The 25,775-nt window shown below is 55.1% G+C and carries 22 protein-coding genes; 8 read left to right on the top strand and 14 right to left on the bottom strand.

What is annotated here, in order from left to right; translation table 11 throughout:
- Positions 1–159: 159 nt before the first annotated feature.
- Complete coding sequence (locus R0J87_RS04980; RefSeq protein WP_498884775.1) at positions 160–1,599, top strand: aminotransferase-like domain-containing protein; 1,440 nt, start codon at positions 160–162, stop codon at positions 1,597–1,599.
- Here the strand turns inward: R0J87_RS04980 and R0J87_RS04975 are convergent.
- Together R0J87_RS04975 and R0J87_RS04970 are read right to left on the bottom strand one after the other, a co-directional pair.
- Positions 1,589–2,299, bottom strand: coding sequence for an anti-sigma factor (locus R0J87_RS04975; RefSeq protein ID WP_498884740.1), 711 nt, complete (start codon positions 2,297–2,299; stop codon positions 1,589–1,591). The genes R0J87_RS04980 and R0J87_RS04975 overlap by 11 nt on opposite strands.
- Positions 2,278–2,841, bottom strand: a complete 564-nt coding sequence (locus R0J87_RS04970) for an RNA polymerase sigma factor (RefSeq protein WP_498884738.1) — start codon at positions 2,839–2,841, stop codon at positions 2,278–2,280. Before R0J87_RS04970 ends, R0J87_RS04975 begins: the two co-directional genes overlap by 22 nt.
- Before the next feature lie 181 nt (positions 2,842–3,022).
- Here R0J87_RS04970 and R0J87_RS04965 point away from each other — a divergent pair, with 181 nt between their 5' ends.
- Entirely contained in the window at positions 3,023–3,574 is a 552-nt protein-coding gene (locus R0J87_RS04965; protein WP_404471928.1) for a fasciclin domain-containing protein, read from the top strand.
- A 340-nt stretch (positions 3,575–3,914) separates the two neighbouring features.
- Here R0J87_RS04965 and R0J87_RS04960 read toward each other — a convergent pair whose 3' ends face one another.
- The 3 genes from R0J87_RS04960 to pcsA form a co-directional block, all read right to left on the bottom strand.
- A complete protein-coding gene (locus R0J87_RS04960; RefSeq protein ID WP_498884737.1) occupies positions 3,915–4,367 on the bottom strand; it encodes a group I truncated hemoglobin in 453 nt (150 codons plus the stop codon).
- A gap of 29 nt (positions 4,368–4,396) precedes the next feature.
- Positions 4,397–5,290 carry a DUF3034 family protein gene (locus tag R0J87_RS04955; RefSeq protein ID WP_498884736.1) on the bottom strand — a complete coding sequence of 298 codons (894 nt, stop codon included), beginning with the start codon at positions 5,288–5,290 and terminating at the stop codon, positions 4,397–4,399.
- Positions 5,291–5,583: 293 nt separating this feature from the next.
- Positions 5,584–6,267 (bottom strand): phosphatidylcholine synthase, encoded by a 684-nt coding sequence (gene pcsA, locus R0J87_RS04950; protein WP_498884774.1) that lies wholly within the window; start codon positions 6,265–6,267, stop codon positions 5,584–5,586.
- A 212-nt stretch (positions 6,268–6,479) separates the two neighbouring features.
- Between pcsA and R0J87_RS04945 the strand changes: the two genes are divergently transcribed.
- A complete protein-coding gene (locus tag R0J87_RS04945; RefSeq protein WP_498884734.1) occupies positions 6,480–6,929 on the top strand; it encodes a GNAT family N-acetyltransferase in 450 nt (149 codons plus the stop codon).
- Between the two features lie 14 nt (positions 6,930–6,943).
- On the opposite strand, the gene R0J87_RS04940 is transcribed toward R0J87_RS04945, so the two are convergent.
- The gene (locus tag R0J87_RS04940; protein WP_498884732.1) at positions 6,944–7,420 is read right to left on the bottom strand and encodes a YbaK/EbsC family protein; all 477 of its coding nucleotides are present in this window, start codon (positions 7,418–7,420) and stop codon (positions 6,944–6,946) included.
- Between the two features lie 51 nt (positions 7,421–7,471).
- Positions 7,472–8,719 (bottom strand): cytosine deaminase, encoded by a 1,248-nt coding sequence (codA, locus tag R0J87_RS04935; RefSeq protein WP_498884730.1) that lies wholly within the window; start codon positions 8,717–8,719, stop codon positions 7,472–7,474.
- 249 nt (positions 8,720–8,968) lie between these two features.
- Here codA and R0J87_RS04930 point away from each other — a divergent pair, with 249 nt between their 5' ends.
- From R0J87_RS04930 to R0J87_RS04920, 3 genes are read left to right on the top strand one after another with little or no spacing between them, the layout of a single operon-like run.
- Positions 8,969–10,414 (top strand): diguanylate cyclase domain-containing protein, encoded by a 1,446-nt coding sequence (locus R0J87_RS04930; protein ID WP_498884728.1) that lies wholly within the window; start codon positions 8,969–8,971, stop codon positions 10,412–10,414.
- Complete coding sequence (locus R0J87_RS04925) at positions 10,404–11,303, top strand: amino acid ABC transporter substrate-binding protein (RefSeq protein WP_498884725.1); 900 nt, start codon at positions 10,404–10,406, stop codon at positions 11,301–11,303. The genes R0J87_RS04930 and R0J87_RS04925 overlap by 11 nt, the downstream gene beginning before the upstream one ends.
- An 11-nt stretch (positions 11,304–11,314) precedes the next feature.
- Positions 11,315–12,205 (top strand): amino acid ABC transporter substrate-binding protein, encoded by an 891-nt coding sequence (locus R0J87_RS04920; protein WP_498884723.1) that lies wholly within the window; start codon positions 11,315–11,317, stop codon positions 12,203–12,205.
- 33 nt (positions 12,206–12,238) lie between these two features.
- On the opposite strand, the gene R0J87_RS04915 is transcribed toward R0J87_RS04920, so the two are convergent.
- The 5 genes from R0J87_RS04915 to R0J87_RS04895 form a co-directional block, all read right to left on the bottom strand.
- Entirely contained in the window at positions 12,239–13,090 is an 852-nt protein-coding gene (locus tag R0J87_RS04915) for an ABC transporter substrate-binding protein (protein ID WP_498884721.1), read from the bottom strand.
- A 238-nt stretch (positions 13,091–13,328) separates the two neighbouring features.
- Positions 13,329–14,672: an NAD-dependent dihydropyrimidine dehydrogenase subunit PreA gene (preA, locus tag R0J87_RS04910; RefSeq protein ID WP_295709829.1), complete on the bottom strand. Its 1,344-nt coding sequence runs from the start codon at positions 14,670–14,672 to the stop codon at positions 13,329–13,331.
- On the bottom strand, positions 14,669–16,048 hold the full coding sequence (locus R0J87_RS04905; protein ID WP_498884719.1) for an NAD(P)-dependent oxidoreductase: 1,380 nt from the start codon (positions 16,046–16,048) through the stop codon (positions 14,669–14,671). Before R0J87_RS04905 ends, preA begins: the two co-directional genes overlap by 4 nt.
- A 40-nt stretch (positions 16,049–16,088) precedes the next feature.
- Positions 16,089–17,528: a dihydropyrimidinase gene (gene hydA, locus R0J87_RS04900; RefSeq protein ID WP_253018362.1), complete on the bottom strand. Its 1,440-nt coding sequence runs from the start codon at positions 17,526–17,528 to the stop codon at positions 16,089–16,091.
- A 31-nt stretch (positions 17,529–17,559) separates the two neighbouring features.
- Positions 17,560–18,426, bottom strand: coding sequence for a nitrilase-related carbon-nitrogen hydrolase (locus R0J87_RS04895; RefSeq protein ID WP_498884716.1), 867 nt, complete (start codon positions 18,424–18,426; stop codon positions 17,560–17,562).
- Between the two features lie 615 nt (positions 18,427–19,041).
- Between R0J87_RS04895 and R0J87_RS04890 the strand changes: the two genes are divergently transcribed.
- The gene (locus R0J87_RS04890) at positions 19,042–20,553 is read left to right on the top strand and encodes an NCS1 family nucleobase:cation symporter-1 (RefSeq protein ID WP_498884714.1); all 1,512 of its coding nucleotides are present in this window, start codon (positions 19,042–19,044) and stop codon (positions 20,551–20,553) included.
- A gap of 63 nt (positions 20,554–20,616) precedes the next feature.
- Here R0J87_RS04890 and R0J87_RS04885 read toward each other — a convergent pair whose 3' ends face one another.
- Positions 20,617–21,525, bottom strand: coding sequence for a LysR family transcriptional regulator (locus tag R0J87_RS04885; RefSeq protein ID WP_404464257.1), 909 nt, complete (start codon positions 21,523–21,525; stop codon positions 20,617–20,619).
- A 189-nt stretch (positions 21,526–21,714) separates the two neighbouring features.
- On the opposite strand from R0J87_RS04885, the gene R0J87_RS04880 reads away from it, so the two are divergent.
- A complete protein-coding gene (locus R0J87_RS04880; protein ID WP_498884711.1) occupies positions 21,715–24,765 on the top strand; it encodes a bifunctional diguanylate cyclase/phosphodiesterase in 3,051 nt (1,016 codons plus the stop codon).
- Here the strand turns inward: R0J87_RS04880 and R0J87_RS04875 are convergent.
- The gene (locus R0J87_RS04875; RefSeq protein WP_498884709.1) at positions 24,745–25,773 is read right to left on the bottom strand and encodes a CobW family GTP-binding protein; all 1,029 of its coding nucleotides are present in this window, start codon (positions 25,771–25,773) and stop codon (positions 24,745–24,747) included. The two genes, R0J87_RS04880 and R0J87_RS04875, sit on opposite strands and share 21 nt — an antisense overlap.
- Positions 25,774–25,775 lie beyond the last annotated feature (2 nt).

The following is a 25,775-nucleotide window of genomic DNA, read 5'->3' as shown; positions in this document are numbered from 1 at the left end:
CTCCGAGCGGTGGGGTGCCTGTTTAGGTTACGCAGCCTGCCGTTGGCAATACAGATATAGGTTTTTTTATTTTTACGATACAGATAGGGCGTGTTATACCTCTGTATGGCGAAGCGGTAGGCCTTCTGTATGGCGGATGAACCGAGCGGGGTGGGTGTGATGACGCGTTATGAAGAGGTGGCGGCAACGTTGCGGGAGCGGATCGAGCACGGGATTTATCGCGTGGGCGACCGGCTACCTTCCATTCGCGCGGTCTGCCAAGAGCTGAACGTCAGTATCTCAACGGCGCAAGAAGCGTATCGCCAATTGATGGACGCCGCGCTGATTGAGTCGCGGCCAAAGTCGGGCTACTTCGTGCTGCCTTGCCGTATACCCTCCGTTTTGCCTTCTGTATCCCGACCAGCCCAGTGCCCGCTGGATGTCTCCCAGTGGGACCAAGTGTTAGAGCTGGTAGCTACCCAGCGAGACGACAAACGACTGCTGCTTGGGCGCGGCGTACCCAATCTTGAGGTGGCATCGTTAAAGCCGTTGTCGAAAATCCTCGCCGGGCTGCACCGTAGTAACGATCTTCACGGTTTCAACTACGACAAACTTAGCGGCAGCCCTGAACTGCGCCAACAGGTGGCGCGTTTGGCGGTGGCGTCTGGTTGCCTGCTGCATCCAGATGATGTGTTGATTACCACCGGCTGCCAGGAAGCGCTCTCCATTGCGCTGCGTACGCTCACCCAGCCTGGCGATGTGGTGGCGGTAGATTCGCCCAGCTTCTACGGCACCATGCAGATTCTGAAGGCCAACGGTTTAAAGGCGCTGGAGATCCCCACCGACCCGCAAACCGGCATCAGCCTGGAAGCGTTAGAGCTGGCGTTAGAGCAGTGGCCTATTCGCGCTATTCAGGTCACGCCCACCTATAACAACCCGTTGGGCTATACCATGCCGGAAGCGCGTAAGCGGGCGCTCTATCAGCTTGCCCAACGGTTTGATGTGGCCATTATTGAAGATGATATTTATGGGGATTTGGCCTACACCCAACCCAGGCCGCTAACGATTAAATCCTTTGATACCGACGGGCGCGTGCTGCTGTGTAGCGGTTTCTCGAAAACCTTAGGGCCGGGCCTGCGCGTGGGCTGGCTGGCCCCTGGCTGCTACCGGGAAAAGGCGCTGCATATGAAGTACGTCTCCACCGGTGCCTCTGCTACATTGCCGCAATTGGCCGTGGCGGAGTTTATCGCCAGGGGCCATTTTGAGCGTCATCTACGCGCTGTTTCCCGCCAGTATCAGCGCCAGCGGGATGTGATGATTAGTTGGGTACAGCGCTACTTTCCCAAAGGGTCGGGCATTAGCTATCCGCAAGGGGGCTTTTTACTCTGGGTAGAGCTACCGGCGGACGTCGACTGCGTGCGCCTCAACGAGCGCTTAGCGCAGCACGCCATCCATGTGGCGCCGGGTTCACTGTTCTCGGCCTCGGGTAAATTTCGTCAGTGCTTGCGGTTGAACTACGCATTTACCTTAACGCCCGCGATTGAAGAAGCGGTGCGCCGGGTGGGGTTGCTTGCTAAGGAAATGGTGGAGCAAACACAAGTGGGCTGTTCTACAAGTTGAACGTGCTGCCTTTTACCGGCGTCAGGCGGCCATGGTCGATAATAGGGCCAGTCGGCTGTCCTGCGGGTGCGCCGCCTTGAGGCTCAACGCTAACGGCTAAGTCTGCATTGAATAATAGGTTACGTAACGCATCGCTAGGCAGTAAACGCCGGCTACCTTCTGATGGCAGTAAGCCCAGCGAAACAGGCGTGCCATCTGCTATTAGCCATAGCTCCCCCGTCTGATTCTGGCCGACTTGCGAAGGCTGAATCGTCTGCACGATTAACTCCCCTTGATCAGTTGCGCTGATAATCCAACTGGGTGTGCGTGATTCATCCTGCACGACAAAGACGGCCTCGCCAGAAGGAAGCGTGGTGAGCTCTGCTTGCTGCCAAAGAAGGCCCAATACCAACGCTATGGCGCCGAAACTGGCAGTCATGGCTTGCCAAGTACCCAAACGTTGCCACCAGGGAAGGGCAAACGTTCCCGTTGCTTGTTTGACACCTTGCCAAACCTTTTTGGGCGGTGTCTTAGGCTCAAGCTGCTCGTTCAGTATTTGTAGGTGCTCTCGCCAAGCATCGACATCATTTTGCAGATCATGGCTGACGGCCAGAAGAGCTTCAAAGCGCACTTTTTGTTCGCTATCAAGTACTCCTAACACATACTCTCCGGCCGCAAGATGACGCTCCTCAGGGCTGGCTAAATCCCACTGGTTAGGCATGCCTTCAACCTCTCAAGTCCGCGTCGAATCAAGCTTTTCACGCTCCCCAGCGGCTGGGTAAGCGTGTGGGCGAGTTCACTGTGTGTCAGCCCCTGGAAAAAGGCCATTTCCATTAGCTGTCGTTGATGGCTGCTGAGCGTATTTAAACAGGTTTGCAGTTTGCCATGCTGTTGGGCGTTAATACTGTCGTCCTCAGGGTCGTCATTACTGAGCAGCGCCTCTAACAGCGGTTCATCTGCTGTTGAGTCTTGTGGCTTTTTGCGCCGTATCCAATCAATGCCGATATTTCTGGCCAGTGTAGATAGCCAGGTCATGGGTTTAGCCTTCGTGGCGTCATACTGGTCAGCAACGTGCCAGACTCTTATAAACACATGCTGAAGGCAGTCTTGTGCAGCCCCCTCATCTCTTACTATACGCAGCAACTGGGCATATAGATGCGCACAGGAGGCACGATAGAGACGCTCAAAAGCTCGCCTATCACCTTGGGCACAGCTATTGAGTTGTTCAATAAGATACTGCTGTTGTTGTGTGGGATCGGTCATTCAGGCATCTCTGCGCGTTAAAGCGGTACGTCAGTCTTGGTGAGCGTAGCGTTGAAGGCAATAGAGAGAATGAGCACCCAAAAAAAATCACACAATAATGCATCCACTTGGCGCGACAGTGCGTATGTATGAATGAGCTTACATTGTTGAGCCATTTTAACGATAACCAGGAGATGCCCCAATGAAACTCAAACTTTTGACTGCCAGCCTTTGTGCCGCCGCTCTTTGGACAGGTACTGCGGTTGCCGCTCACGGCCCGACCATGGTCGGTGGTGCGAACATGTTGCCAGAGCGTAATATCATTGAAAATGCTGTCAATTCTGGTGACCATGCCACATTGGTAGCGGCGGTACAGGCAGCAGATCTTGTGAACGTTTTGCAGGGCGAAGGTCCTTTTACTGTCTTTGCCCCGGTTGATGCGGCTTTTGCTAAATTGCCTGATGGCACTGTCGATACACTATTGATGCCAGAAAATCAGGAGCAGTTGCAAACAGTCCTAACCTACCACGTGGTGCCCGGCAATCTGACACGCGATGTGTTGTTGGAGCAAGTCATGGAAAATGACGGCACGGTAGCCTTTAAAACCGTACAAGGTGGGCACCTTACGGTGATGCGTAACGGTAACAATCTGATGGTTATGGATGCCCAAGGCAACAGTGCTAATATTACAGTGGTGGATGTGGCGCAGTCGAATGGCGTCATTCACGTGATAGACAGCGTACTGTTGCCATAAGCTCTGCTGTATAGGCTTGAGTCTGCTAATTAGTTAAGTTGTTGTTTAACCCCGCTGCTTTAGAAACAAAACAGCGGGTTTTTTTGTGTACAAAAAGCCGGTGTTAGCGCTGCCTGACAGCATTTGCTAACTCCTATGAAGCGCAGCTCCCAATACGCTGAGTGCAGTCTTATTAGATAGTGATGGGCTTGAATAACCTTGAGCCATTAGTTCGCGGATTACTTCTATCGTTGCACGGCGCTGTGATTGCTTAGTTGATGTGTGGCATGCTGTATTTACAGGCAAATTGCTTCCAAAAAAACACCCCGCATAAGCGGGGTGTTTAACATACTGTGGTGGATTATTGTGTGACGATCTCACGGTGCATGGGGGCTAATTCGGCTAATAGTTTATTCTGAGAGCGGAACGGAACGCCTTGGCGATTCATAGCGGTTTGCAAATCTTCAACGAGTGCATTGAAGTCCGCTCTGTCAATTTCCAGGTGAGCGTGAGAAGCCTTCATCCCTCGGCCTGAGTATGTGCAATCACCGCCAAGGATGACGCAAAATTGCTCTACAAGCTGGCGTTTAACGCGATCCTGGTTAGTATTGATAAAAAAGGGCCTTAGCTGTGGATTTTCCAACATAATATTCATGAAATCATCCATTAAGGTGGTGAGACCGGCCTCACCACCAAAATCTTCCAATACTGGTTGTAAATCGGGATTAGCTGGAGCAGGGTCCATTTGTGCTTGAGCGCCGCCGCTTATTAACAGAGTTAGGCTCAATGCGAAGCCATACATAAATCGTGTCATGGTCGTTTTCCTCGAATCTTTTTAAATGTTTAGAAGCTGAACTGTACTGAACCGTAAACACCGCTTTGATCATCAACCACGACATTGCCAAGGTTGACATAGGCGAGCGTGAGCGAGACGTTTTTAGTGGGTGCCCAAGCAGCAAAAATATCCCAAGCGTCATCTTCTTCAGCTACGTTGAGATTGTTGGGTTTGGCGCGATATTCAGCACCCACTGCAAGATTACGGTTGAGTAGGTAAGCAATCGAAAATTCAGGCTGTAAGCTATAGCCGCTATGACGATCACCACCAAAGCCAAGGATGCCGAACTGGTTTGCTTCGGTATACCGAAGGGTCGTGTTGACCAGTAAGCTTTGGGATAAGAAAAGCTTCGTGGCAGATACATAATAATCAGTGCCGCTGTGATCTTTGGCGCCTAAAGCACGAACGAGGTCTTTCTGTTCATTGCGCTTGTATTGAACACCGAAAGCCACCTGCGGCAGCCATGTATCTTGGTCAAGTACAGCATCTCCAAACAGCCTGAATTTCGCGCCGAAGATATCCTGATCAATACGAAAGTCTTGCCCGAGGCCGAGAGCGGCACCCACATCTTCAGTATTGAAGCTTTGTCGTGCAACGCTTAGTTCTAAGCGGTCGTAGAAGCCAACGAGTGCTCCATAACTATCGAGGCTGAAATCGTCGACGTTGATGTGCGTAAAATAGGCGGAACCACCGATCTGGTCTTTAGTCCCGTAGCCGCCGATAGTCGCCCAAGGCGTTAAGCCGCCGCCGCCAGAACCTTCAACTTGGCTGACACCGCCAGTTAACAATAATTTACCGCTGGTAGCTGAGCCAATTGATTGCGCTTGGGCCGACACAGACACTAATGTCAAACCCAGTATGCCTACAGAAATTGCCCGTACGCCCGTTGTTGTTCTACTCATGATCTTGTCCCCATTCCCGTTGCCTAACTAACCCAACCGTCCTTAAAAGAGAGGAGGCTTCATAGACCAATACGCAGGTAGGTGCTCAATGGATGCATTTTGCCGAATAAAAAATTCGAAGGGTGATCCTGAGAGGGACGAAGAGGCATAAATCTTTCTGCAACGCTCATTTTGAGACGCAAATATTTATTCATCACGCGTAATGATAGGGTGCAATGCACCCTATGGAATGCCGACTCATGAGATAAGATAGGTGCGAGGATTTTTATTCAAATTTTTGATTTTAATAGTTCTTATAAGCGCCATTCTTTGGAGGTACGCCAAAAACACATGCCCGCGAAGTAAAGTGAGGTCACGCCTAAACCCCATAGTGCCCAGGCGGCGTGATCAGGGTTTGAGAGGATTAATGAAGTCGTGCATACGCACCACAATAGCGTCACAGCGATATTGAGCGGCATAAATAGACGCACTCGAAACGGATGCAGAAACTTCATTTTCGTCACGGTCAGCATCGCCAGGACGAGTATTGCGCCAAACGTCAGCAGTGGCGGTAAATCAAGAATGTAAAAATAGGCGGCGGCAATGTTCCAGGCGGCGGGAAAGCCCACGAAGTAATTATCTTGGCTTTTCATATCGACGTTGCAGAAGCAGAACATCGACGACAGCAAAATGATAAAAACGGAGATCAGCCCTAAGTAGGGCGGCAATTCAATGAAGTAGTAAATGAACAGGGCGGGGATAAAGGCCCAGGTGAGGTAATCGATCACCATATCCAGCGTGGAACCATCGAAGTGGGGGAGTACGGACTTCACCTCATATTTACGTGCCAGGGTACCATCGATGCCATCGATCATCATCGCTGCCCCCAGCCAGAGCAGGCAGGCCACCGGGTTATTGTCGACCAGCGCCAGCAGCGCCATCGTGCCAAGCAGCACGCCACTGGCGGTAAACACATGGACACTCCAAGCTTTGTAAATCGGTGCTCGGGATTCTGTTTGAGTAGAGAGTGATTGGACCACGGTAACCCCAGTGGGAACGCGTCGTCCCCTTGCTGTTAGATTGATTAATAAACGTTCAAAAGACGATACACTACTATAAGAAAGCCGTCAGGAAATACGCGGCGTATCCTCTGAACGCAGCCTTGTTAGATGACCACAGCAAGGTGGCTTATCCACTAGGGAGATAGCGCATGACCCATGTTCGCCCTGCCACGATTCATGATCTCGACGCTTTAACCGAGCTACTTGACGGCTATCGGCAGTTTTATCAGCAGCCAAGCGATATTCAAGCAGCGCGTGACTTTTTGCGCCAGCGCTTTGGGCAAGCGGATTCCCGCATTTTGGTGAGTGAAAACAGAGAAGGCGCACTCACAGGGTTTGTTCAGCTCTATCCCGGTGTCTCCACCGTCGGCTTGAATGCGCGCTGGGCGCTAAACGACCTTTTTGTGCTGCCCGAGTGTCGAGAGAAAGGTACAGGTAGGGCGCTCATGGAAGCCGCTACCCAGCTTGCCCGTGAACATGGCGTCGCGCGTTTGATATTGATGACGCAGGTAGAGAATGAGCGCGCCCAGCGTTTGTATGAATCGCTGGGCTGGCAGCGCAATACGGCGTTTTATGGCTATTTACTCGATGTGAAGTAAAGCACTACACCGCCTTAGCTGGTGCTCTCTGGCAACTTACACACATCCACCCACTGAGCACCGGCCAGCTCGGCCAAATGATTGGGTCTTAAACGCACCGCGCTATTAGGTGAGCCTGCAGCGGGCAGCACTTCATCGAACGCGTGTAGGGATTCGTCGCAATAGACGGGGAGATCCGTTGCCAGCCCAAACGGGCATACCCCGCCCACTGGGTGGCTGGTCAGCTCCATCACGGTGTCAGCATTGAGCATTTTGGCTTTGCCACCGAAGGTATCGCGAATTTTGCGGTTATCGATCCGTGCATCGCCACTGGCCACAATCAGCAGCGGTTTCTCGCCTACTTTAAACGCCAATGTTTTAGCAATCTGCCCAGGGGCAACACCGTGAGCCTCGGCGGCGAGCTGTACGGTCGCCGTGCTTGTTTCCAGCTCTTCAATGGCCACCTCTGGCGCGTGCTCGGCAAAAAACTGGCGAACGGTCTCGATGCTCATGGTGTGCTCCTTAGGCAAGTGGAATCGCTAATCTAACTTGCCATCATGTGGTTAGCCAATCCATGGCGGCGTGACGATACGTGATGGCTCACGCTGCATTATGATTTCACCGTGCCGCACGGAAAGTAGTACATCACCCTGGTTACGCAGCACGCTGTAGTCATCTTCGCCTTCTAGTAGATTGAAGCTGGCCGGTTTGCCCACTTCTATGCCGTAGCGCGATTCGATATTCATAGTGCGGGCGCTGTTATCGGTAATCAGGGAAAGTGCGTTACTAAAATCCTGGTAGCCCATCATTTGGCAGATATGCAGGCCAAAATCGAGCGTGCGTAGCAGCTTGCCGTTACCTAACGAGTACCAGGGGTCGAAGATAGAATCTTCTGCAAAGCAGACGTTGATTCCTGCTTCGTTAAGCTCTTTCACGCGGGTCACACCACGCCGTTTTGGGTAGGTATCAAAGCGCCCTTGAAGGTGAATACTCTCCGTTGGGCAGGAAATAAAGTTAATGCCCGAGCGCTTGAGCAACAGAAAGAGTTTAGAGCAGTAGGCGTTGTCGTAAGAGTGCATCGCGGTAGTGTGACTGGCGGTCACGCGGCTGCCTAACTCATTGAACAGAGCCTCGCAGGCCAGCACTTCAAGAAAGCGCGAGTTGGGATCGTCGATCTCATCGCAGTGCACATCCACCAAGCGGTCATACTTCATCGCCAGCTCAATCACTCGCTTCATGGAGGCCACGCCTAGCTCGCGGGTGTATTCAAAGTGGGGAATGCCACCCACCACGTCAGCGCCGATCTCCAGTGCTTCTTCCATCAGCTTGTCGCCACCGGGGTAAGAGAGCAGGCCATCCTGAGGGAAAGCCACTACCTGGATATCGATCTTATCCTTCAGCTCATCACGCAAGGCGCAGAGTGTTTTTAGCCCCACCAAGCTTGGGTCGCTAGTATCGGCGTGGGTGCGCACAAACTGAACGCCGTTACCGATGAGTAGGTTTAAGGTTTTTAACACGCGTTCGCGAATGTCGGCCTCGCTAAGCAGCGGTTTGCGCTCGCCCCAGCGCTCAATCCCTTCAAACAGCGTGCCGCTTTGGTTCCAGCTTGGCTCACCCGCCGTGAGGGCGGCATCTAAGTGGATATGAGGCTCGATAAACGGCGCGCAGATGAGCTTTCCGCCGGCATCCAGTTGTTCAGCGTTTGCTGTTTGTGGCGCATCTTGTGCCGTGATATCCGTGAATAGACCGTTACTTATCTCGATTCGGTAAAGCTCAGGGCGTTGGCGCAGGCGTGCGTTAACAATTTGCATAGGAGTACTCCTTTTCGCACTGAAGATTAAAACCATTAAGTTTCAGCAAAAGACATGCCAGATAAGCGGCTTGATTCAGAGGTAGAACGTTTAAATAGTGTGCTTATAAATAGTTCATTTAGTGATAGTTTGTTAATAAACCATGAGCCTGCAGCCGTTGCTGAGAGGTTGATAACGTAATTCTGAGATTTTGGTCGCTTATAGCCTCTGTGCGGATGGCCATCATGCAAATTTAAGGACACGTGCTGCATGCAAGAGGTCAGTGCTGACAACGCGCCTGTTTCCAAGGTTAAGCTTCCGTGGCATCGCACGGTGGTGGGCAAAGTCGCCATCTTTATGCTGCTGGGCGTTGTTTTTGCCTACCTGATGGGCGCGATGCTGGGTTTTACCATGGTCGAGCGTAGTGCCCGCGACCAGTGGGGGCGCGAAGCTCAGGTCAATGCGCAGATTGTCAGTGCCACCATTCGCCGCATTTATACCTCCGTGGCTGTGCGTACCGATTCCACGGGTCAAGTGAACCAGTTGGTCTCTGCACGGCCCATTGGCGATGAAGACTCCGTGCTGAGCACTGGTTTCAGCCCTATCGATGTGCTGGCGCTGGCCAGCGCCCAGACGCGGCGTAATGTGTGGCTCTTTGCACGCGAGGCGAACGGCTCTATCACGCCAGTGGCGGATGCCTTTAACAGTGAGGTTGGCGAGATCGTTTTTCCAGACACGCCCGAAGTACCCAATAGCCTGTCGGCTAAAGAATTTTATGTGGGTTTTGCGCGTATCGGGGACGAGGATCACTTCATTAGTTCCCTACCCATCACAACGCCCCAGGGAGATCTGCACGGCTTGGTTGTGTCTAGTATTGGGCTGAAAAGTGAGCTGTATCAGGTGCACCGTGACCTGATTTTGAAAGTCGTGGCGTCATTGGGCGTGGTGCTATTAGCCACCGCGCTGCTGGTGAGTATGCTGATGAACCAGCTGTTTAAGCCGGTTCCACGCTTAATACGTGCCTTAACGCATATTGCTCATAATCAGACCGAGCACAGAACGCCCTATACCCAGCGTAGCGATGAGATTGGCTGCATGGCGCAAGCCATTGAAGCGCTGCGTAAAAAAGTGGAAGAGCGTGAGCATTTGTTGGAGGTAAAAGAGCAGGCGCTGCGCTACCAACATTTAGCGCATCATGATGACTTAACCAAGTTGCCCAACCGGGTGCAGTTTAACGACGCGCTGCAGGAAGCGGTCTCGCAAGTACCTCATGGCACCTCCTTTAACGTAATGATTTTTGATCTAGACCGCTTTAAAGCGGTGAATGATACCCTCGGCCATGCAGCGGGTGATGCATTGCTGGTCGAAGCGAGCCAACGTGTCCAGGGGCTGTTGGAAGAGAACGACTTAGTGGCGCGTTTAGGCGGAGACGAATTCTCGATTATCCAACAGGCCGATCGTGATGCCTTGGCAAAAGCCAATCGGTTGGCACATCAACTGGTGGAAGTACTGCAAGAACCCTTTGCCATTGATGGCCATGATGTCAGCATTGGTGTGAGCGTTGGCATTGCGCTGGCTCCTCGAGATGGCACCAGTAGTCATACGCTGTTACGCAGCGCCGATGTGGCGTTGTATACCGCCAAGGCGATGGGGCGTGGTCGCTACGCAGTATTTAGCCCTGGGATGACCATGGGAGCAGAACACCATGAGCGCTAAGACAATGCTCTGGCTGACGGCTGCTTGGGGCAGCATGCATGCCAGCGCTTCCCCCCTTCCTGTGGATGCGTCTCCTACTCTGCAGCGGATTGCCCACAATCAGGCCATTACACTGGGCCATCGCGATAACGAAGTCCCTTTTTCTTACTTGGCCGACGGGCAGCCCGTGGGTTATGCCATTGATTTGTGCATGGCCGTGGTAGAGAGCATCAGTGAGCGGCTAGGGGGCGCTCCCCTCGATGTTCACTTTGTGCCTGTGACACCGGTCAACCGCTTTATTCTGCTGCGCAAGGGGGAGATTGACCTTGAGTGTGGCGTCACCACCAGCACGCCTGAGCGGCGTCAGCAGGCCACGTTTTCCTATCCTCATTTTCTGACCGCTACACGCTATGTCGCACTGGCAGACAATGACATGCGCACGATTGCGGATTTGGCTGGGCGTAGCGTTGTGTCCACCACGGGCACGATTAATATCGAGCAGTTAAACGAACTGAACCGCGCTCAAGGGCTGAATATCGCAGTGATGTTAAGCCGTAGCCATGACGAAGCGTTCGCCATGGTCGCTAACGAACAAGCCACGGCGTTTGTGATGGACGATATTTTGCTCGCGAGCCTTGTGACGGCGGCGGTCTCGCCCCAGCGTTTTCACATCTCTGAAGAAGCGATTAGTGAGCCACAACCCTACGGTTTGATGATGCCGCTAGAGGATGCGGTGTTTGCTGAGGTGGTGAACGAAGCGCTGTATGAGTATTTCCAAAGTGGCGCTATTCATGCGCTGTATGATCAGTGGTTTTTGCAGCCCATACCGCCAGAGAACCGAGTGATTGGCTTACCGATGAGCGCAGCGTTGGCTGCCATATTGGCGCATCCAGACGCTTACGCCGACTAAAGGGGTGAAGTATGTATAGAAGAGTGCAAGCGCAGTGGTGGGTGGGGCTGCTGATAACAGTTTTGGCGGCTTCCTCGGCGATGGCTTCGGAGATCAATACCCTTCAGCGGTTGAGTGACACGGGCACGCTACGCGTGGGTTATGGCGATACCGCGCCCTTTTCTTATGAAGATCAAGAGGGCAACGTACTGGGGTACTCCATTGATCTATGCCAGCAGGTGGCGGCGCAGTTACAGCAGCGACTCGACTTACCTAAACTCGATATCGAGTACGTGTTTACAACACCCGGTAACCGGATACAGCTGCTAAAAAGCGGTGAGATCGATATCGAGTGTAATGCCAGTACCAATAATGCGGAGCGCCGGCGCAGTGCTGACTTTTCGCTGAACCACTTTTTTGTCTCCGTACGGTTTGTATCCCTCAAAGAGAATCATTTTTTTACTCTGCAGGATCTTGCTGGGCGCAGTGTTAGCGTGGCACGAGGCACGGTGAATGTGGGGCAAATCAACCAGGCCAACCGCGAACAGCGTCTTAATCTTTCCGTCGTGCCGGTTGAATCCATCCAAGAAGCCTTCGACTTAGTCACGGACGGTCGTGTTGCTGCCTTTGCCATGGACGATATTCTGCTTAGCACGATGATGGCGGCGTCCAGAGACCCTTCTGCCTATGCGCTCTCAGAAGAGATCATCACCGCAGAAGAGCCGCTGGGCTTACTGATGCGCCAAGGCGATCAGCCATTTGTTGATCAGGTCAACCAAGTGCTGCATGAGATGTATCAGCGAGGAGACATGCTAGAGCTGTATGAACGATGGTTCCAGCAGCCGTTACCCGGTAAAGGCATCACGTTGAATGTGCCCATGAGCGAGACGCTCGCGCAGTATTTTACCAATCCGCAGGGGTAGGCCGCCCGAAAGCGGCCGAAAGTGTGATGGCGCTTAGTTGGCCAGGGCGCTGGTCACTTCGTCCATTTGCAGGGCCAGGCTTTGTAGGCCGCCGCCAGAGAGGTACCACAGGGCCGGTGTCAGCAGCACCAGCTGTGATTCTGCGCCTGCGTCCGCTAGGGTGGCACGCAGCTGATCGGCGTCTGCGGGCTCATCGCCAATGGCGGCGCTGCGGTCGATCACGAGCACTATGTCGGGGTTGATCTCGGCAATGGCGTCAGCGGAAAGCGGCGTAAAAGTGCGTTCACCGCGTACTTCGGGAGTCACGCTCTCGGGCATCTCCAGCGCAGTAATGCCCAGCACCTGATGCACCACCGGGTGCTGGTTCAGCATCAGGTTGCCGCCATTGTGCGTGACGACCAGCGTCGTCGGGGCATTCTGCAGCGCTTCCCGCTGGCGCTCGATCTCGCTGTTCAGCGTTGTGAGCGCCTCTTCGGCTTCGCTTTCTACCGCTAGTTGGCTGGCCAGTTCGCGCACATTGCGCTCAACGGCAGCAAGATACGCCTCGCCTGACACACTGGCATCAAATAGTGGGGAAATCTCGCCTAGCTCTTCGGCCCACTCGGCCTGGCGGCCCGTGTGCACAATCAGCGTGGGGTTGGCGTCTGCTAGCGCGGCCATATCCGGCGAGCGCAGGCTGCCAATATCGGTGTAGGTGTCGGCGGCATACTGTTCAAGGTAGCTCGGCAAGCTGGCTTTGGGCACGCCCACTACGTGCTCACTTGCCCCCAGTGCATCTAGCGTATCCAGGCTGCCTAAATCAAACGTGGCAATGCGCTGGTCGGCGCTTGCGGCGGCGCTGGCGCTGGCCAGCAGTAGCGCAGTGGCGAAGGTCGTTACTTTCATGGCAGTCCCTTTTTTGAGAAACCCTAGCTGTCTTTTGAGAAATACAGCTGTCTTTTGAGAAATACAGCTGTCTTTTGAGAAGCATAGCTATATGCAATAGCTTCTCATCATCGCAGCAAGCTGAGGCATTGTCTCGCTTTGCAAAGGGAACGCCATGTTGCAGAAAATGCGACCGCCTGCGTAGAGGCGGTCGTGGTGGCGCGTAATAGCTACGCGCTAATCATTAAGCACTAAGCGACTAAGAAGCGACACGGAAGGGGTTACGCGGGTCGTTATCCCAGGCGAGGAAGGGTTTGCCGGTTTCCTGAGGCACCATGGTGATGCAGTTCTCTACGGGGCAGGTGATTTGGCACAGGTTGCAGCCCACGCACTCGTCTTCGATGACCTCGTAGCGGCGTGCGCCGTCCTGCTCGGTAAGCTTGGCGATCGACTGGTGAGAGGTGTCTTCGCAGGCGATATAGCAGCGGCCACACTCGATGCACAAATCCTGGTTGATATGGGCGATGGTCTTGAAGTTGATATCCAGATGCTTCCAGTCGGTGGTGTGCGGCACCGCCTTGCGGGAAAACGCCTCGATGGAGTCGTAGCCTTTTTCCGCCATCCAGCGGGAGAGGCCGTCTTTCATCTCCTCTACGATCCTAAAGCCGTTGAGCATGGCGGCGGTGCATACCTGCACGCTGCCTGCGCCCAGGGCGATAAATTCCGCCGCATCCCGCCAGGTAGAAATACCACCGATGCCGGAAATAGGTAGCGTGGGTGTGGCTGGGTCACGGGCAATTTCTGCCACCATGTTCAGGGCGATGGGTTTCACGGCGCTACCGCAGTAGCCGCCGTGGGTGCTCTGGTGGCCTACGGTGGGTTTGGCGACCATGTTGTCCAGGTCGATGCTGGTGATAGAATTGATGGTGTTGATCAACGAGACCGCATCCGCGCCGCCACGTAGCGCCGCCTGGGCACCCACGCGAATATCGGTAATGTTGGGGGTGAGTTTGACGATAACCGGTTTGGAGTAATGCTTCTTACACCAGTAGGTGACTTTTTCGATCAGATCCGGGTTTTGGCCCACCGCCGCGCCCATGCCGCGTTCCGGCATGCCGTGAGGGCAGCCCAGGTTGAGCTCAATTCCGTCTGCACCGGTGGCTTCTACCAGTGGCAAGATGTACGCCCAGGCTTCCTCGTTACAGGGCACCATGATGGAGACGATTAGCGCCCGGTCCGGCCAATCCTTCTTCACCTGTGTGATCTCTTTAAGGTTAATCTCCAAAGAACGGTCGGTAATCAGCTCGATATTGTTAAAGCCAATCACCTCGCGGTTTTTGCCGTAGTGGGCGGAGTAGCGTGAGGAGACGTTGACCGCCGCGGGCTCTTCACCAAGGGTTTTCCACACCACGCCGCCCCAGCCCGCTTCATAGGCGCGCACGACGTTGTAGGCTTTGTCGGTGGGTGGGGCCGAGGCCAGCCAGAACGGGTTCGGGGCTTTGATACCAGCAAAATTCACCGACAGATCAACGCCATTGACCACGCTGTCGCCGCTGTTTTTCTTGCCTGGAAAAGAGAGGGTGTTGAAAGGCGTGGTGTTCATGCGGCCTCCTGCTGGGCGGCGAGCGCTTGATGGATGGCGTGAGCCGCCAGCTTGCCGTGCTGCACGGCTTGTACGGTGAGGTCCTGGCCGGGTTTCACACAGTCGCCCCCGGCGTAAACGTTGGGCAGTGAGGTTTGGAGCATCTCATTGACGTGAATGCGCTCGCCGTCGCGGGCAAGCTCCGCGGCAGTGGCGTCGCGTAAGCTTTCGCCAGCGAAGCCTTGGCCGATGGCCTTGAAGATGGCATCCGCAGCAATTTCGAAGGTTTCTCCAGTGGCCATTAATTGGCCCGCCTGCCCCTGAGTCTTGGCAAAGCGCATGCCTGCCACCTGCCCTTGCTCATTCAGCAGAATCTCGTCAGGCTGCGCCCAGGTGATCATGCGCACGCCGTTGGCCTTGGCGATCTCCTGTTCATGGTCGGTGGCGGACATCGCCTCAACGCCACGGCGATACACCAGCGTGACGTCAGCCGCGCCCAGTCGCGCCATTTGCGTGGCCATATCGATCGCCGTATTGCCTGCGCCAATCACGATGCAGCGCTTGGCCACGGACAGGCTGCCCAGATCATCGGTTTGGCGCAGGGTTTTGATGTAGTCCACCGCAGGCATCAGGCCCGGTGCATCCTCGCCGGTTAGTCCCAGCGTACGGCTGGCCCCTAGCCCCAAGCCCAGAAATACGCTGTCGTACTGCTGGCGCAGGGTGTCGAGGGTGAGGTTGTCGCCCAGGCGCTGGCCGTACTGAAGGTCGATGCCGCCGACTTCCAGTAAGAACTCGACTTCTTTACGGGCAAAGTCATCGGTCATCTTGTAGCGGGCGATACCGTACTCGTTGAGCCCGCCGGGCTTTTGTTCGGCCTCAAAAATCGTCACCTGATGGCCCAGCATGGCAAGACGATGCGCGCAGGAGAGTCCCGCAGGCCCGGCACCCACCACGGCGATGTGTCGGCCAGTGCTGGCGGCGCGCTTAAAGGGGTGGCTCTCAAACTGCATATGATCCGTGGCGTGGCGCTGGAGCAGGCCAATCAGCACCGGCTGGCATTCCGCGTCGTGGTTACGCACGCAGCTACGCTCGCAGAGGATTTCGGTGGGGCATACGCGGGCGCAGCTGCCGCCAAGGATATTGGCTTCCAGAATGGTTTCTGCTGCACCATTAATGTTGTTTTCACTGATTTGGCGGATGAAGCTCGGAATGTCGATGTCCGACGGGCAGGCCTCGACGCAGGGCGCGTCGAAGCAGTAGAGGCAGCGCTGGCTTTCAATGATGGCCTGGCGCGGCGTCAGCGGCGGATGAAGGTCGCTGAAATTATGCGCCAACGTCGCTGGGTCGTAGGTACCGACCTCTTTTGCGCTGGGCAGGTGATCAAGTGAAGGGGTCACGGTCGTTTCTCCATTGCTCTGTTCTTCGTAGGGGCCGGGATTAGCGAGTTACCGCCACAGGGGCATTCAGCTCGGCGCGTTTTGCGAGCAGCTCGAATACGCCGGGGTAGGCGGGGCGTTCTAAGTAGCGCCCTGCGCCGCGTTCGGCGTGTAGCTCGCCATCACGCCATGTCCACTTGCCCTGGCTAATGGTGTGACGAGCAATGCCGCGCACCGTTTTGCCCTCGAAGATGTTGAAGTCGACGTTCTGATGGTGAGTTTTCGCGGAGATCGTGCGCGTACCGTTCGGGTCCCACACCACGATGTCAGCATCGGAGCCCACTTGGATCGCCCCCTTGCGCGGGTAGAGGTTGAAGATTTTGGCGGTGTTGGTGGAGGTGACCGCGACAAACTCCTGGGGCGATAGCTTGCCGGTATTCACGCCTTCGTCCCACAGCACGGCCAGGCGGTCCTCCACGCCTGCGGTGCCGTTGGGGATCTTGGTGAAGTCATCTTTCCCAGCAGCTTTTTGCTCTTCGCAGAAGCAGCAGTGGTCGGTGGCGGTGGTTTGCAGGTTGCCGGATTGCAGGCCGTGCCACAGCGCTTCCTGATGGCCTTTAGGGCGGAAGGGCGGGCTCATGACGTGGGCGGCGGCAGTTGCCCAGTCGGGGTTTTGATAAACGCTGTCGTCGATTACCAGATGGCCCGCTAAGCACTCGCCAAATACCGGGTGGCCCTGCTGGCGGGCGTAGGCGATTTCGTCCACCGCGTCCTTGGTGGAAACGTGTACCAAATAAACCGGCGCCCCCAGGGTGCTGGCAATACGAATCGCCCGGCTGGCGGCTTCGCCTTCCACCTGAGGCGGTCGGGAAAGCGGGTGCGCTTCTGGCCCGGTCATCCCCTGGGCGAGCAGCTTTTGCTGCATGTGGTAGACCAGCTCGCCGTTTTCCGCGTGTACTGTGGGGATCGCCCCAAGCTCTAAACACCGCGAGAAACTCTCCACCAGGATATCGTCGGTGGCCATGATCGCGCCCTTGTAGGCCATAAAGTGCTTGAAGCTGTTAACGCCGTGCTCCCGCACCAGCGTCCCCATCTCTTCTTTGACGCTCTCATCCCACCAGGTAATCGCCACGTGGAAAGCGAAGTCGGTGGCGGCTTTTTCGGCCCAGCCTTGCCAGGTGTTAAATGCTTCCAGCAGCGACTGGCCGGGGCTTGGGATCACAAAGTCGATAATGGTTGTCGTGCCGCCCGCCATGGCCGCGGCGGTGCCGGTGTAGAAATCTTCGCTGGCTACCGCGCCCATAAACGGCATCTGCATATGGGTGTGGGGGTCGATGCCGCCGGGCATCACCAATTGGTGGCTGGCATCGACAATCTCGCAGCCTTCCGGCACGTCTAAATCGGTGCCAATGGCGTGGATTTTTCCATCGACGCAGAGCACGTCAGCGCGGTAGGTGTCGGCGTGGGTGACGACGGTGCCGCCCTTGATCAATAAACTCATGGTTCACTCCTTGGGTAATTGAATGAGGGGCTTATTCGCCGTCGGTTAAGCGGGTGTAGGTTTCCGGGCGGCGGTCACGGAAGAACTGCCAGTTGTTGCGCACCTCGCGCACCATGTCTAAATCGATCTCGTGTACCAGCAGCTCGTCTTCGGTTTCGCTGGCCTGGGCTTCGATCTTGCCGCGTGGGTTGACGATGTAGCTGGAGCCGTAAAAGTCGCCGATATTCCAAGGAGCTTCGTTGCCCACGCGGTTGATGGCAGCGATAAAGCAGCCGTTAGCGGCGGCCGAGGCGGGTTGTTCAAGCTCCCATAAATATTGGGATAGCCCGGCCACAGTCGCGGAGGGGTTGAAGATGACTTCGGCACCGTTAAGGGCCAGTGCTCGCCAGCCCTCAGGGAAGTGGCGGTCGTAGCAGATATACACGCCGATCTTGCCGTAGGCGGTATCGAACACCGGCCAGTTGGATTGGCCCGGCTTAAAGAAGAATTTTTCCCAAAAGCCAGCCACTTGGGGAATGTGTGTCTTGTGGTATTTGCCCAGATAGCTACCGTCAGCGTCGAATACCGCTGCCGTGTTGTAGTAAACGCCGGTCTCGGTTTCTTCATAGATAGGGACGATGATCACCATACGGTGTTCGGCGGCGAGCTCCTGCATCATCTGGCAGGTGGGCCCTTCCGGCACCCGCTCGGCAGCGGCGTACCATTTGCTGTCCTGGCTGGGGCAAAAGTAGGGTTGATTAAACACTTCCTGGAAGCACAGCACCTGCACGCCTTGTTCAGCGGCTTGTTTTATCAGCGGCAGATGCGCTTCGTTCATGGCGTCTCGAATAGCGGCGGGTTCCAGGTCGGTACTGGTTTTTAGGCCCATTTGAATCAGGCCGATTTTCATCTTCTGCATACAAAGCCCTCTCGTGTCATACGCGCTCACCACATTGGCTAGCGCATCACGGCAAGTTAAAAACACTAATCGCTAATATTTATGAGTGTGATGACGGTCACTTGGCGTGTGGTGACACCGGCATAAAGCCGAGTGTTTATTGTTGTTTTTAAAAGTTGTCATATTTGACAGCTTTTTGAACATAGACCTTTGTGTGGTCACTTTTCAAGATTTTTTTACCTAATGATGATTTTCCTTTTAAGTTATTGATTTTATATGCTTTTGTTTTTCATTAAGACTGTTTTCCCTGATTTGGTGAATGCGTGCACATGTTTGGTGATTTTTTTATATGACTTAAAATCAATGTCTTGATATTTTTTTATAGGGTTTTAAAGGATTTTTTTGTTTCTTTTTGGTGCGTTATTTTTTTAACCAACTAAGGTTTTTAGTGGTCTTACGTCGCATTCAAAAAACACACAATAACAAGTGAGAGTGCGGTGACTGCCTATCTGTCGATTAAGTCAGCTTTTTGCTCAATAAGTTATCCGTCATGCGGTGTGTTTAGGCATGTTTATTGCTGCATCAAAAGCTGAAGCCGTAAATGCGGTCGGCAATGTCGCTGCTGAGGAGAATAAAATGACAGGCTCAAGAACCCAGATGGTAGACAGAGAGGGGCTGATTGAACTCCACGTTGAGGACGATGTTCGTTCGAGTCCTCGTTTCAATGAAGATATTGCGCCTACTCAGGCAAGTGAGCGCACGTGGAGCAAGTGGAACATTGCAGCGCTGTGGGTAGGAATGTCGATTTGTGTACCCACCTATACGCTGGGCGGGGTGTTAACCGCTTATTTTGGCTTAAGCGTGGGGGAAGCGCTCTTTGCCATCCTGCTAGCCAACGTGATCGTACTGATTCCACTGACGCTGAATGCTTTTCCCGGTACTAAGTTCGGTATTCCTTTTCCGGTGGTATTGCGCTCATCCTTCGGTATTTTGGGCTCGAATGTGCCGTGCCTAGTACGTGCGCTGGTGGGCTGCGGCTGGTTCGGTATTCAAACCATGTTTGGCGGCTTGGCCATTCACCTGCTGTTGTCGGAGCTGATTCCCGCCTGGGCAGCCCTAGGGGGCGTGGGGGAAGTGATTGGCTTTTTTGTTTTCGGCGCTATGAACCTCTATGTGGTGATCCGGGGCGCGGAGTCGATTAAGTGGCTGGAGACGCTGGCGGCTCCTTTGCTCTTAGCCGTGGGTATTGGGCTTATGATGTGGGCATGGCCGAATATGTCGATGACCGAGCTATTGGCACAGCCGCCGTCGCGCCCTGAAGGGGCCTCGGTGTACGGCTATTTTTTTGCAGGTTTAACGGCCATGGTGGGATTTTGGGCCACGCTATCTTTGAACATTCCCGATTTTAGCCGCTTTGCCAAAAGCCAAAAAGATCAGATTGTGGGGCAAATTCTTGGCCTGCCACTCACGATGTTTTTCTTTGCTGCGTTGGGGGTGGTACTGACCGCTGCGTCGGAAAACCTAGTAGGTCAAACCGTCGCCGACCCTGTTCGTTTGATTGGCTATATCGATAGTCCCTTCTGGGTCATCATGGCCATGCTGCTGATTATCATCGCGACTATTTCCACCAACACCGCTTCCAATATCGTGTCGCCAACGAATGACTTCCAAAATATTGCGCCGAAGTTGATTAACCAAACGCGTGGCGTGCTCATGACCGGTGCGGTCGGTGTGCTGCTGATGGGTTATGACTTGTTGCAAAAAGCTGGCGTCATCGCCCCCGGCGTTTCCCTTGAACAAATGTACTCCAACTGGCTATTAGGCTACTCCAGCCTGTTGGGCCCTATCGCTGGCATTATGGCAGTGGATTACTTCCTGATTAAAAAGCAGCGTTTGGATGTGCCGAGCCTATATATGGACCACTATGCTTATCCCGCCGTCAATATGGCCGGTTTTATCGCCTTTGGGGTTCCGGTTGCGTTAACGCTGCTTTCGCTGCTAACCGGCACCATGAACTGGTTTTATGACTACGGCTGGTTTACGGGCTCCGCGTTGGGAGCAGTCGTCTATTACCTCGCCAGCCAAGCGCTCGCGACGTCGCCCCAGGCAGGGCCTGTGCCTCTGGCGGCAAGTGAGATCGTTAAGTAGGCCGTCATCCTATTAACGGCTGACCCACACCGTAACGCCCGGCGCTCCGCCGGGCGTTACGCTTTATGGCTCGCGCTGTTTAATAAACCCCAAAAATGCATCCACCACGCGATTCGGTCGACGGTCGTGGCGGGTGACTAATACAAAGGGAATACGGTAGTGCTGAGCGGCCGGGTGCAGGGCGCGCATCTTGCCTGCTGCCACCCACTGCTCGGCAACATGCTCGGGTAGAAAACCGATAAATCTGCCGGTGAGGATGAGAAACGCCGCGCCCTCTCGGTCGGATGCAGAGGCCTGTAGGTTGAGTGCTTCGTGGGCCTGGCGTGCGGTGTCTGGAAGCGGGTAGCGCGGCCGAATGGCCGGGTGGCTTGCGATTTGGGGCAGGCTCAACGCTTCATCAGGCAGGCTGAACAGCGGATGTTCGGCGGAGCAGTATAAGTAAGAAGGTTCGTCGTACAACAGCCGTGTTTCTAGACTGGTCGGCAGGTTCACTGCGGGCACCACACCGACATGCAGGTGGCCATCCATCACGCCGCGAATCACCGCGTCCGATGGCTCCATATGAATATTGACGGTCACCGCGTGATGGGGAGCCGTTAATGCGGCCAGCGCGTGGGTCACGTCCATGGCGGGCAGCGTGACGAGGTTATCGGTAATGCCGATATTCAGCTCGCCTTTGATGGTGTGATGCAGCGCGTTGACATCGCTTTTAAACGTCTCGAGCGCCGTAAGCAGTGTAAGCCCTGCCTGGTAAATCTCTTTGCCTTCTTCTGTCAGGCTAAAACCACCACGCCCTCGCTGGCATAACGAGAAGCCGAGCCTGCTCTCTAGGTCGCTCATGTGTTGGCTAATGGCTGAGCGGCTAATGCCGAGCGTGGTCTCCGCTGCGGTAAAGCCACCGCACTCCACCACCGTTTTAAAAATACGCACTAAGCGTATTTCGTAGTCGCTCATTTGGCCTAACGATGCCATAACTGCCTCTTCTTGATAAAAAGGGCGCTTATTGCGGTATCAAATTTGCTAAAAATTGATATACATCAAAAAAGCGACGCGCCACTATTTAGTAATGCCATCTTGAAGTCGCGGTGGTGTATCTTTCGCTGTTCTTTTTTACACTGTATCAGGTGCGCCTGCGGGATGCCTGAATAAGGTCTATGTGTAATGTTTCCTTCTCGCAGTGACTCAACGGCCCGCGATGTGCTGGTGTTGCCAAGGTATCGGCGTCAGCAGAAGCGTGTGATTGGCCTTTTCATTCTTGCTCTGTGCGTTATGGTTTCGCTGTTTGGCTGGCTATTGACCGGCCAGTATCAACAAGAGATTCGTGCAGCAGAAGCACGCGCAACGGCTCGTTCAAATGTCATGACCGAGTGGGCGAAAGGCGTCTTTGGGCAGAGTGGGCAAGCGCTCTTCACCTTGGCTCAGCATGTCGAAACGCGAGGGTTCGAGAGCGATGAGGACATGGCCGATATTCAGCGCTCCGTGGAAGCTTTGACCCACTATATGCCGCTGATTAACGAGCTGGGCATTCTCAACGCTCAGGGGCGTGTATGGATCAGTAGTAGCAATAATCGCCATGCCGGTATTGATATTAGCCACACCACTTTTTTTCGCTCGTTTCAGCAGGGGCTGCAGCGTGAACTCGTGACCCCGCTTTACTGGTCGGACGAAGACCAGCAGTTTTATCTTTATCACGCCCGCCGTATCAGCGGTGAAAATGACCGCTTCGATGGCATCGTGGTCGCGCGCCTTGTGCCACAAACGTTGATAGACGCCCTTCAGCAAATGCGCGTTTATGACGGCGAAAGCATGAGCTTAGTAGATGGCACGCTGAAGCTAATCGCTCGTCATCCCACTCCTGAACAGCAAGCCGTTGTGGGCACTCGAATAGATGACCCAGCCACGCAGCAGTGGTTGACCACCCAGCAAGCCGCCCAAACGTTTACCGCCCGCTCGCCGTTTGACGGGCGTGAACGGCTGTTCCATATGCAGCGGGTGGGCAGTTATCCCGTGCTGGTAGTCGTAGGGGTTGATGTGCAGCGTCAGCTCGCTGGGTGGCGTCAGCGCGGCCTGGTACTCACGGTGGTCATGGCCGTCATAGTGTTACTGGGTGCTTGGGGAGTGCGTCACTACCTGAACCGGCTAGCGCTCTCCTATCAGCTACAATCCCGAGAAGCGCGGATGGACGCGCTGATTCACTCCCTGCAAGACCTGATTGTTGTCTTTGATGGCGAAGGGCGGTTTCGCTATATCCACGCCATTGAAAATGACAAGCTGATCTTAGGGAGCCAGAAAGCGCTTGGGAGGCACTATCAAGAGGTGCTGCCCGCCACGCTGGCCACTACCTTTGATACTGTTTTTCACCAAGTCCAGCGCTCTCGTCAGGTGGCGACGTTTGAGTACCCGCTGATGTTCGGCCAGCAGCAGCGCTACTTTCACGCGACGGTGAGCCCGTTGGCCAGCAATATCCATCAATTTGAAGGAGTCCTATCCGTGACCCGCGATATTACCGACGCGAAGCAAGCTGAGGTGGAGTTACAAATTGCTGCGGCTGCGTTTCAGGCGCATTTGGGCATTATGGTGACCGATGCACGAGGTAATATCTTGAAAGTGAACGATACTTTCAAACGCATTACTGGCTATAGCGATGAGGAAGTAGTGGGTAAAAACCCGCGTATGTTTAGTTCGGGCCACCATAACGCAGCGTTCTATCGCCGACTGTGGAAGCGTGTAGTTAACAAAGGAAGCTGGGAAGGAGAGATCTGGAATCAGCGCAAAAACGGCGAGCTGTTTCCTGAGTGGCTGACCATTAGCGCGGTTTACGGCGCAGAGGGTGAGCTGACCCACTATGTGGCCACCATGAGTGATATCAGCGAGCGCAAAGCCGCCGAGCAGGAGATTCACCAGCTGGCGTTTTACGACCCCTTGACCGGGTTCGCCAATCGACGGCTGTTCATGGATCGTGTGGGAACGGCGCTCAAAGAGCTGAACCGCCACCAGCGCTGCGGCGCGCTCCTACTGATTGATATTGATAACTTCAACCACGTGAACGATACGTTGGGCCATCATGCGGGCGACCAGCTACTGCAGTGCGTGGCGCGTCGATTCGGCCAAATGTTGCGCGATACCGACACCCTGGCCCGGCTGGGCAGCGATGAGTTTGCCGTGTTGATTGAGGGTGTGGATGGCAGCCCTCGTCAGACGCAAAGGTTAGCGGAGAATATTGCCCGGAAACTGTTAGCGGCGCTTGATGAGCCCGTCCACATCGGCGAAGAGAGCGCCGTGGTGACTGCCAGCGTGGGCGTTACCATTATTTCGGATAGCCAGCGCAGCGCCGATGACTACTTACAGCAGGTAGACATGGCGCTCTCCCAGGCGAAGGGGAGCGGGCGTCAAGCGCTGCGTTTCTTCGATCCCTCCATGCAGGCGACGCTGCTTGCCAAAGTAAAGCTGGAGGCGGAGCTGCGTCAGGCATTGGAGAACCAGCAGTGGCGGCTCCACTATCAGCCTCAGGTAGATCGCCACGGTACGCTAACGGGGGTGGAGGCGCTGCTGCGTTGGCAGCACCCTGAGCGCGGTATGGTCTCTCCGGGTGAGTTTATTCCGCTATTAGAGAGCACCGGGCTCATCAACGATGTCGGCGAGTGGGTGTTGGAAGAGGCCTGCCAGCAGCTTGCTTGTTGGGCGCCTTCAGCTCAGCTCAGCCGACTGACTATCTCGGTCAATATCAGCCCGCTACAGTTTCGCGACGCAGATTTTCTGTCTCGGGTGGAGCAGGTGTTTCAGCGCACTCAAGCGCCCCTTGCCCAGCTCAAGCTCGAAGTCACCGAGTCGCTGTTTGTGGAAGCCCGCGACGATGCCCGGGATAAGATGCTGAGCCTGAAGGCGTTGGGCGTGCGCTTCTCATTGGACGACTTCGGTACAGGCTACTCGTCGCTGGCGTACTTGGCGCAGCTGCCGCTGGATCAGCTGAAAATTGACCAGTCCTTTGTGCAACAGGTGCTAGAGAGCAAGGCCAACGCAGCGATCGTGGAGAGTACCATCGCCCTCGCGAAGAGCTTGAACCTGGATATCATTGCCGAAGGGGTAGAAACCCAGGCACAGCAGGCGTGGCTGATGGCCCACGGCTGCCACGCCTTTCAGGGCTATCTGTTTGGCCGTCCGGCGCCGGTCAGCGAGATTGAGGCGGTGGTCTCAGCGCACTCCCACCAGTGAGCGGGCCAGCTGCGCGTGCAGTGACGCGATGAGTGGCTCGTGCTCAATGGGGTCGGGGGTAATGACTTCGAGCCGTGAGTCCTGCCGCCAGGCGCTGCTGGCAACGCTGAGCGCGCCGTCTGCGCGGTTGAGCCGCTTCCAGCCGTCGGTGGTGTGGAACACTCCCTTTACTCGCGCCGTAGCGGGCAGCGCGCTAACACAATAGGCGAGATGATCAAGGTCGAATCGCTCGGTAGGGTGCCAGCGCAGGCCCGTGCTGGTGTAACCCAGCGCAGTGGCGGTTTGCTGTTGGGGCTGGCCCGCAGGGGGCGGAAAATCGAAAAAAGCCCCCTCTAGGCTAGGGCTGGCTGCCAGAGCCTGATGCTCGGCAGGCATCGCGGGCTGATTTTGTTGGCGCGCCTGGCCGCTGTCCAAGATGAGCGACACCGGCAGCACCCCTGCCTCAACGGTGTGCACCCATTTACGGGCCGGCCATAGCGCGCCAATAAACTGCTGCGCTTGTTGATGCTGGGCGCTGCTTGCCTGCTCACTCATGGTGATGGCGATGGCATCGGCCATATTTAGCTGGTCCTGAAACGTGTCGTGCTCGCGCACGCGGGCTTCGTCCAGGCGGCGGGGGTCAAGCGTGGCAATGATATCCTGTACCGCCACCACGTCTTGAAACGCCTCACCGCGCAGCAGATCCAGCAACCCCGACGGATGACCCAAGCCCGATGGCTCGATAATCACCCGGTCGGGTTTGCTGCGCGCTAATAAATTGACCAGCGCGGCCTGGAGCACAAACGCGAGCTGACAGCACAGGCAGCCGCCGGGCAGGCCTTTCACCACCACATCATCGCGGGCATCAAACATTGCCTGATCAATGCCGATCTGGCCAAATTCGTTGACCAAAATCGCCCATTTCTCATCCACAGGCTTTTGTTCGATCAGGCTGTGTATAAGCGTGGTTTTGCCGCTACCTAAAAAGCCGGTGACGATGTGAACGGGAACGCGCGAAGCGGCTGCCAACG

Origin of the sequence: Halomonas sp. SIMBA_159, from assembly GCF_046536035.1 — a bacterium.
Classification (GTDB): Bacteria; Pseudomonadota; Gammaproteobacteria; order Pseudomonadales; family Halomonadaceae; genus Vreelandella; species Vreelandella venusta_A.
Note: the sequence above shows the minus strand (reverse complement) of the source record. Positions and strands in the feature narration are given on the sequence as shown.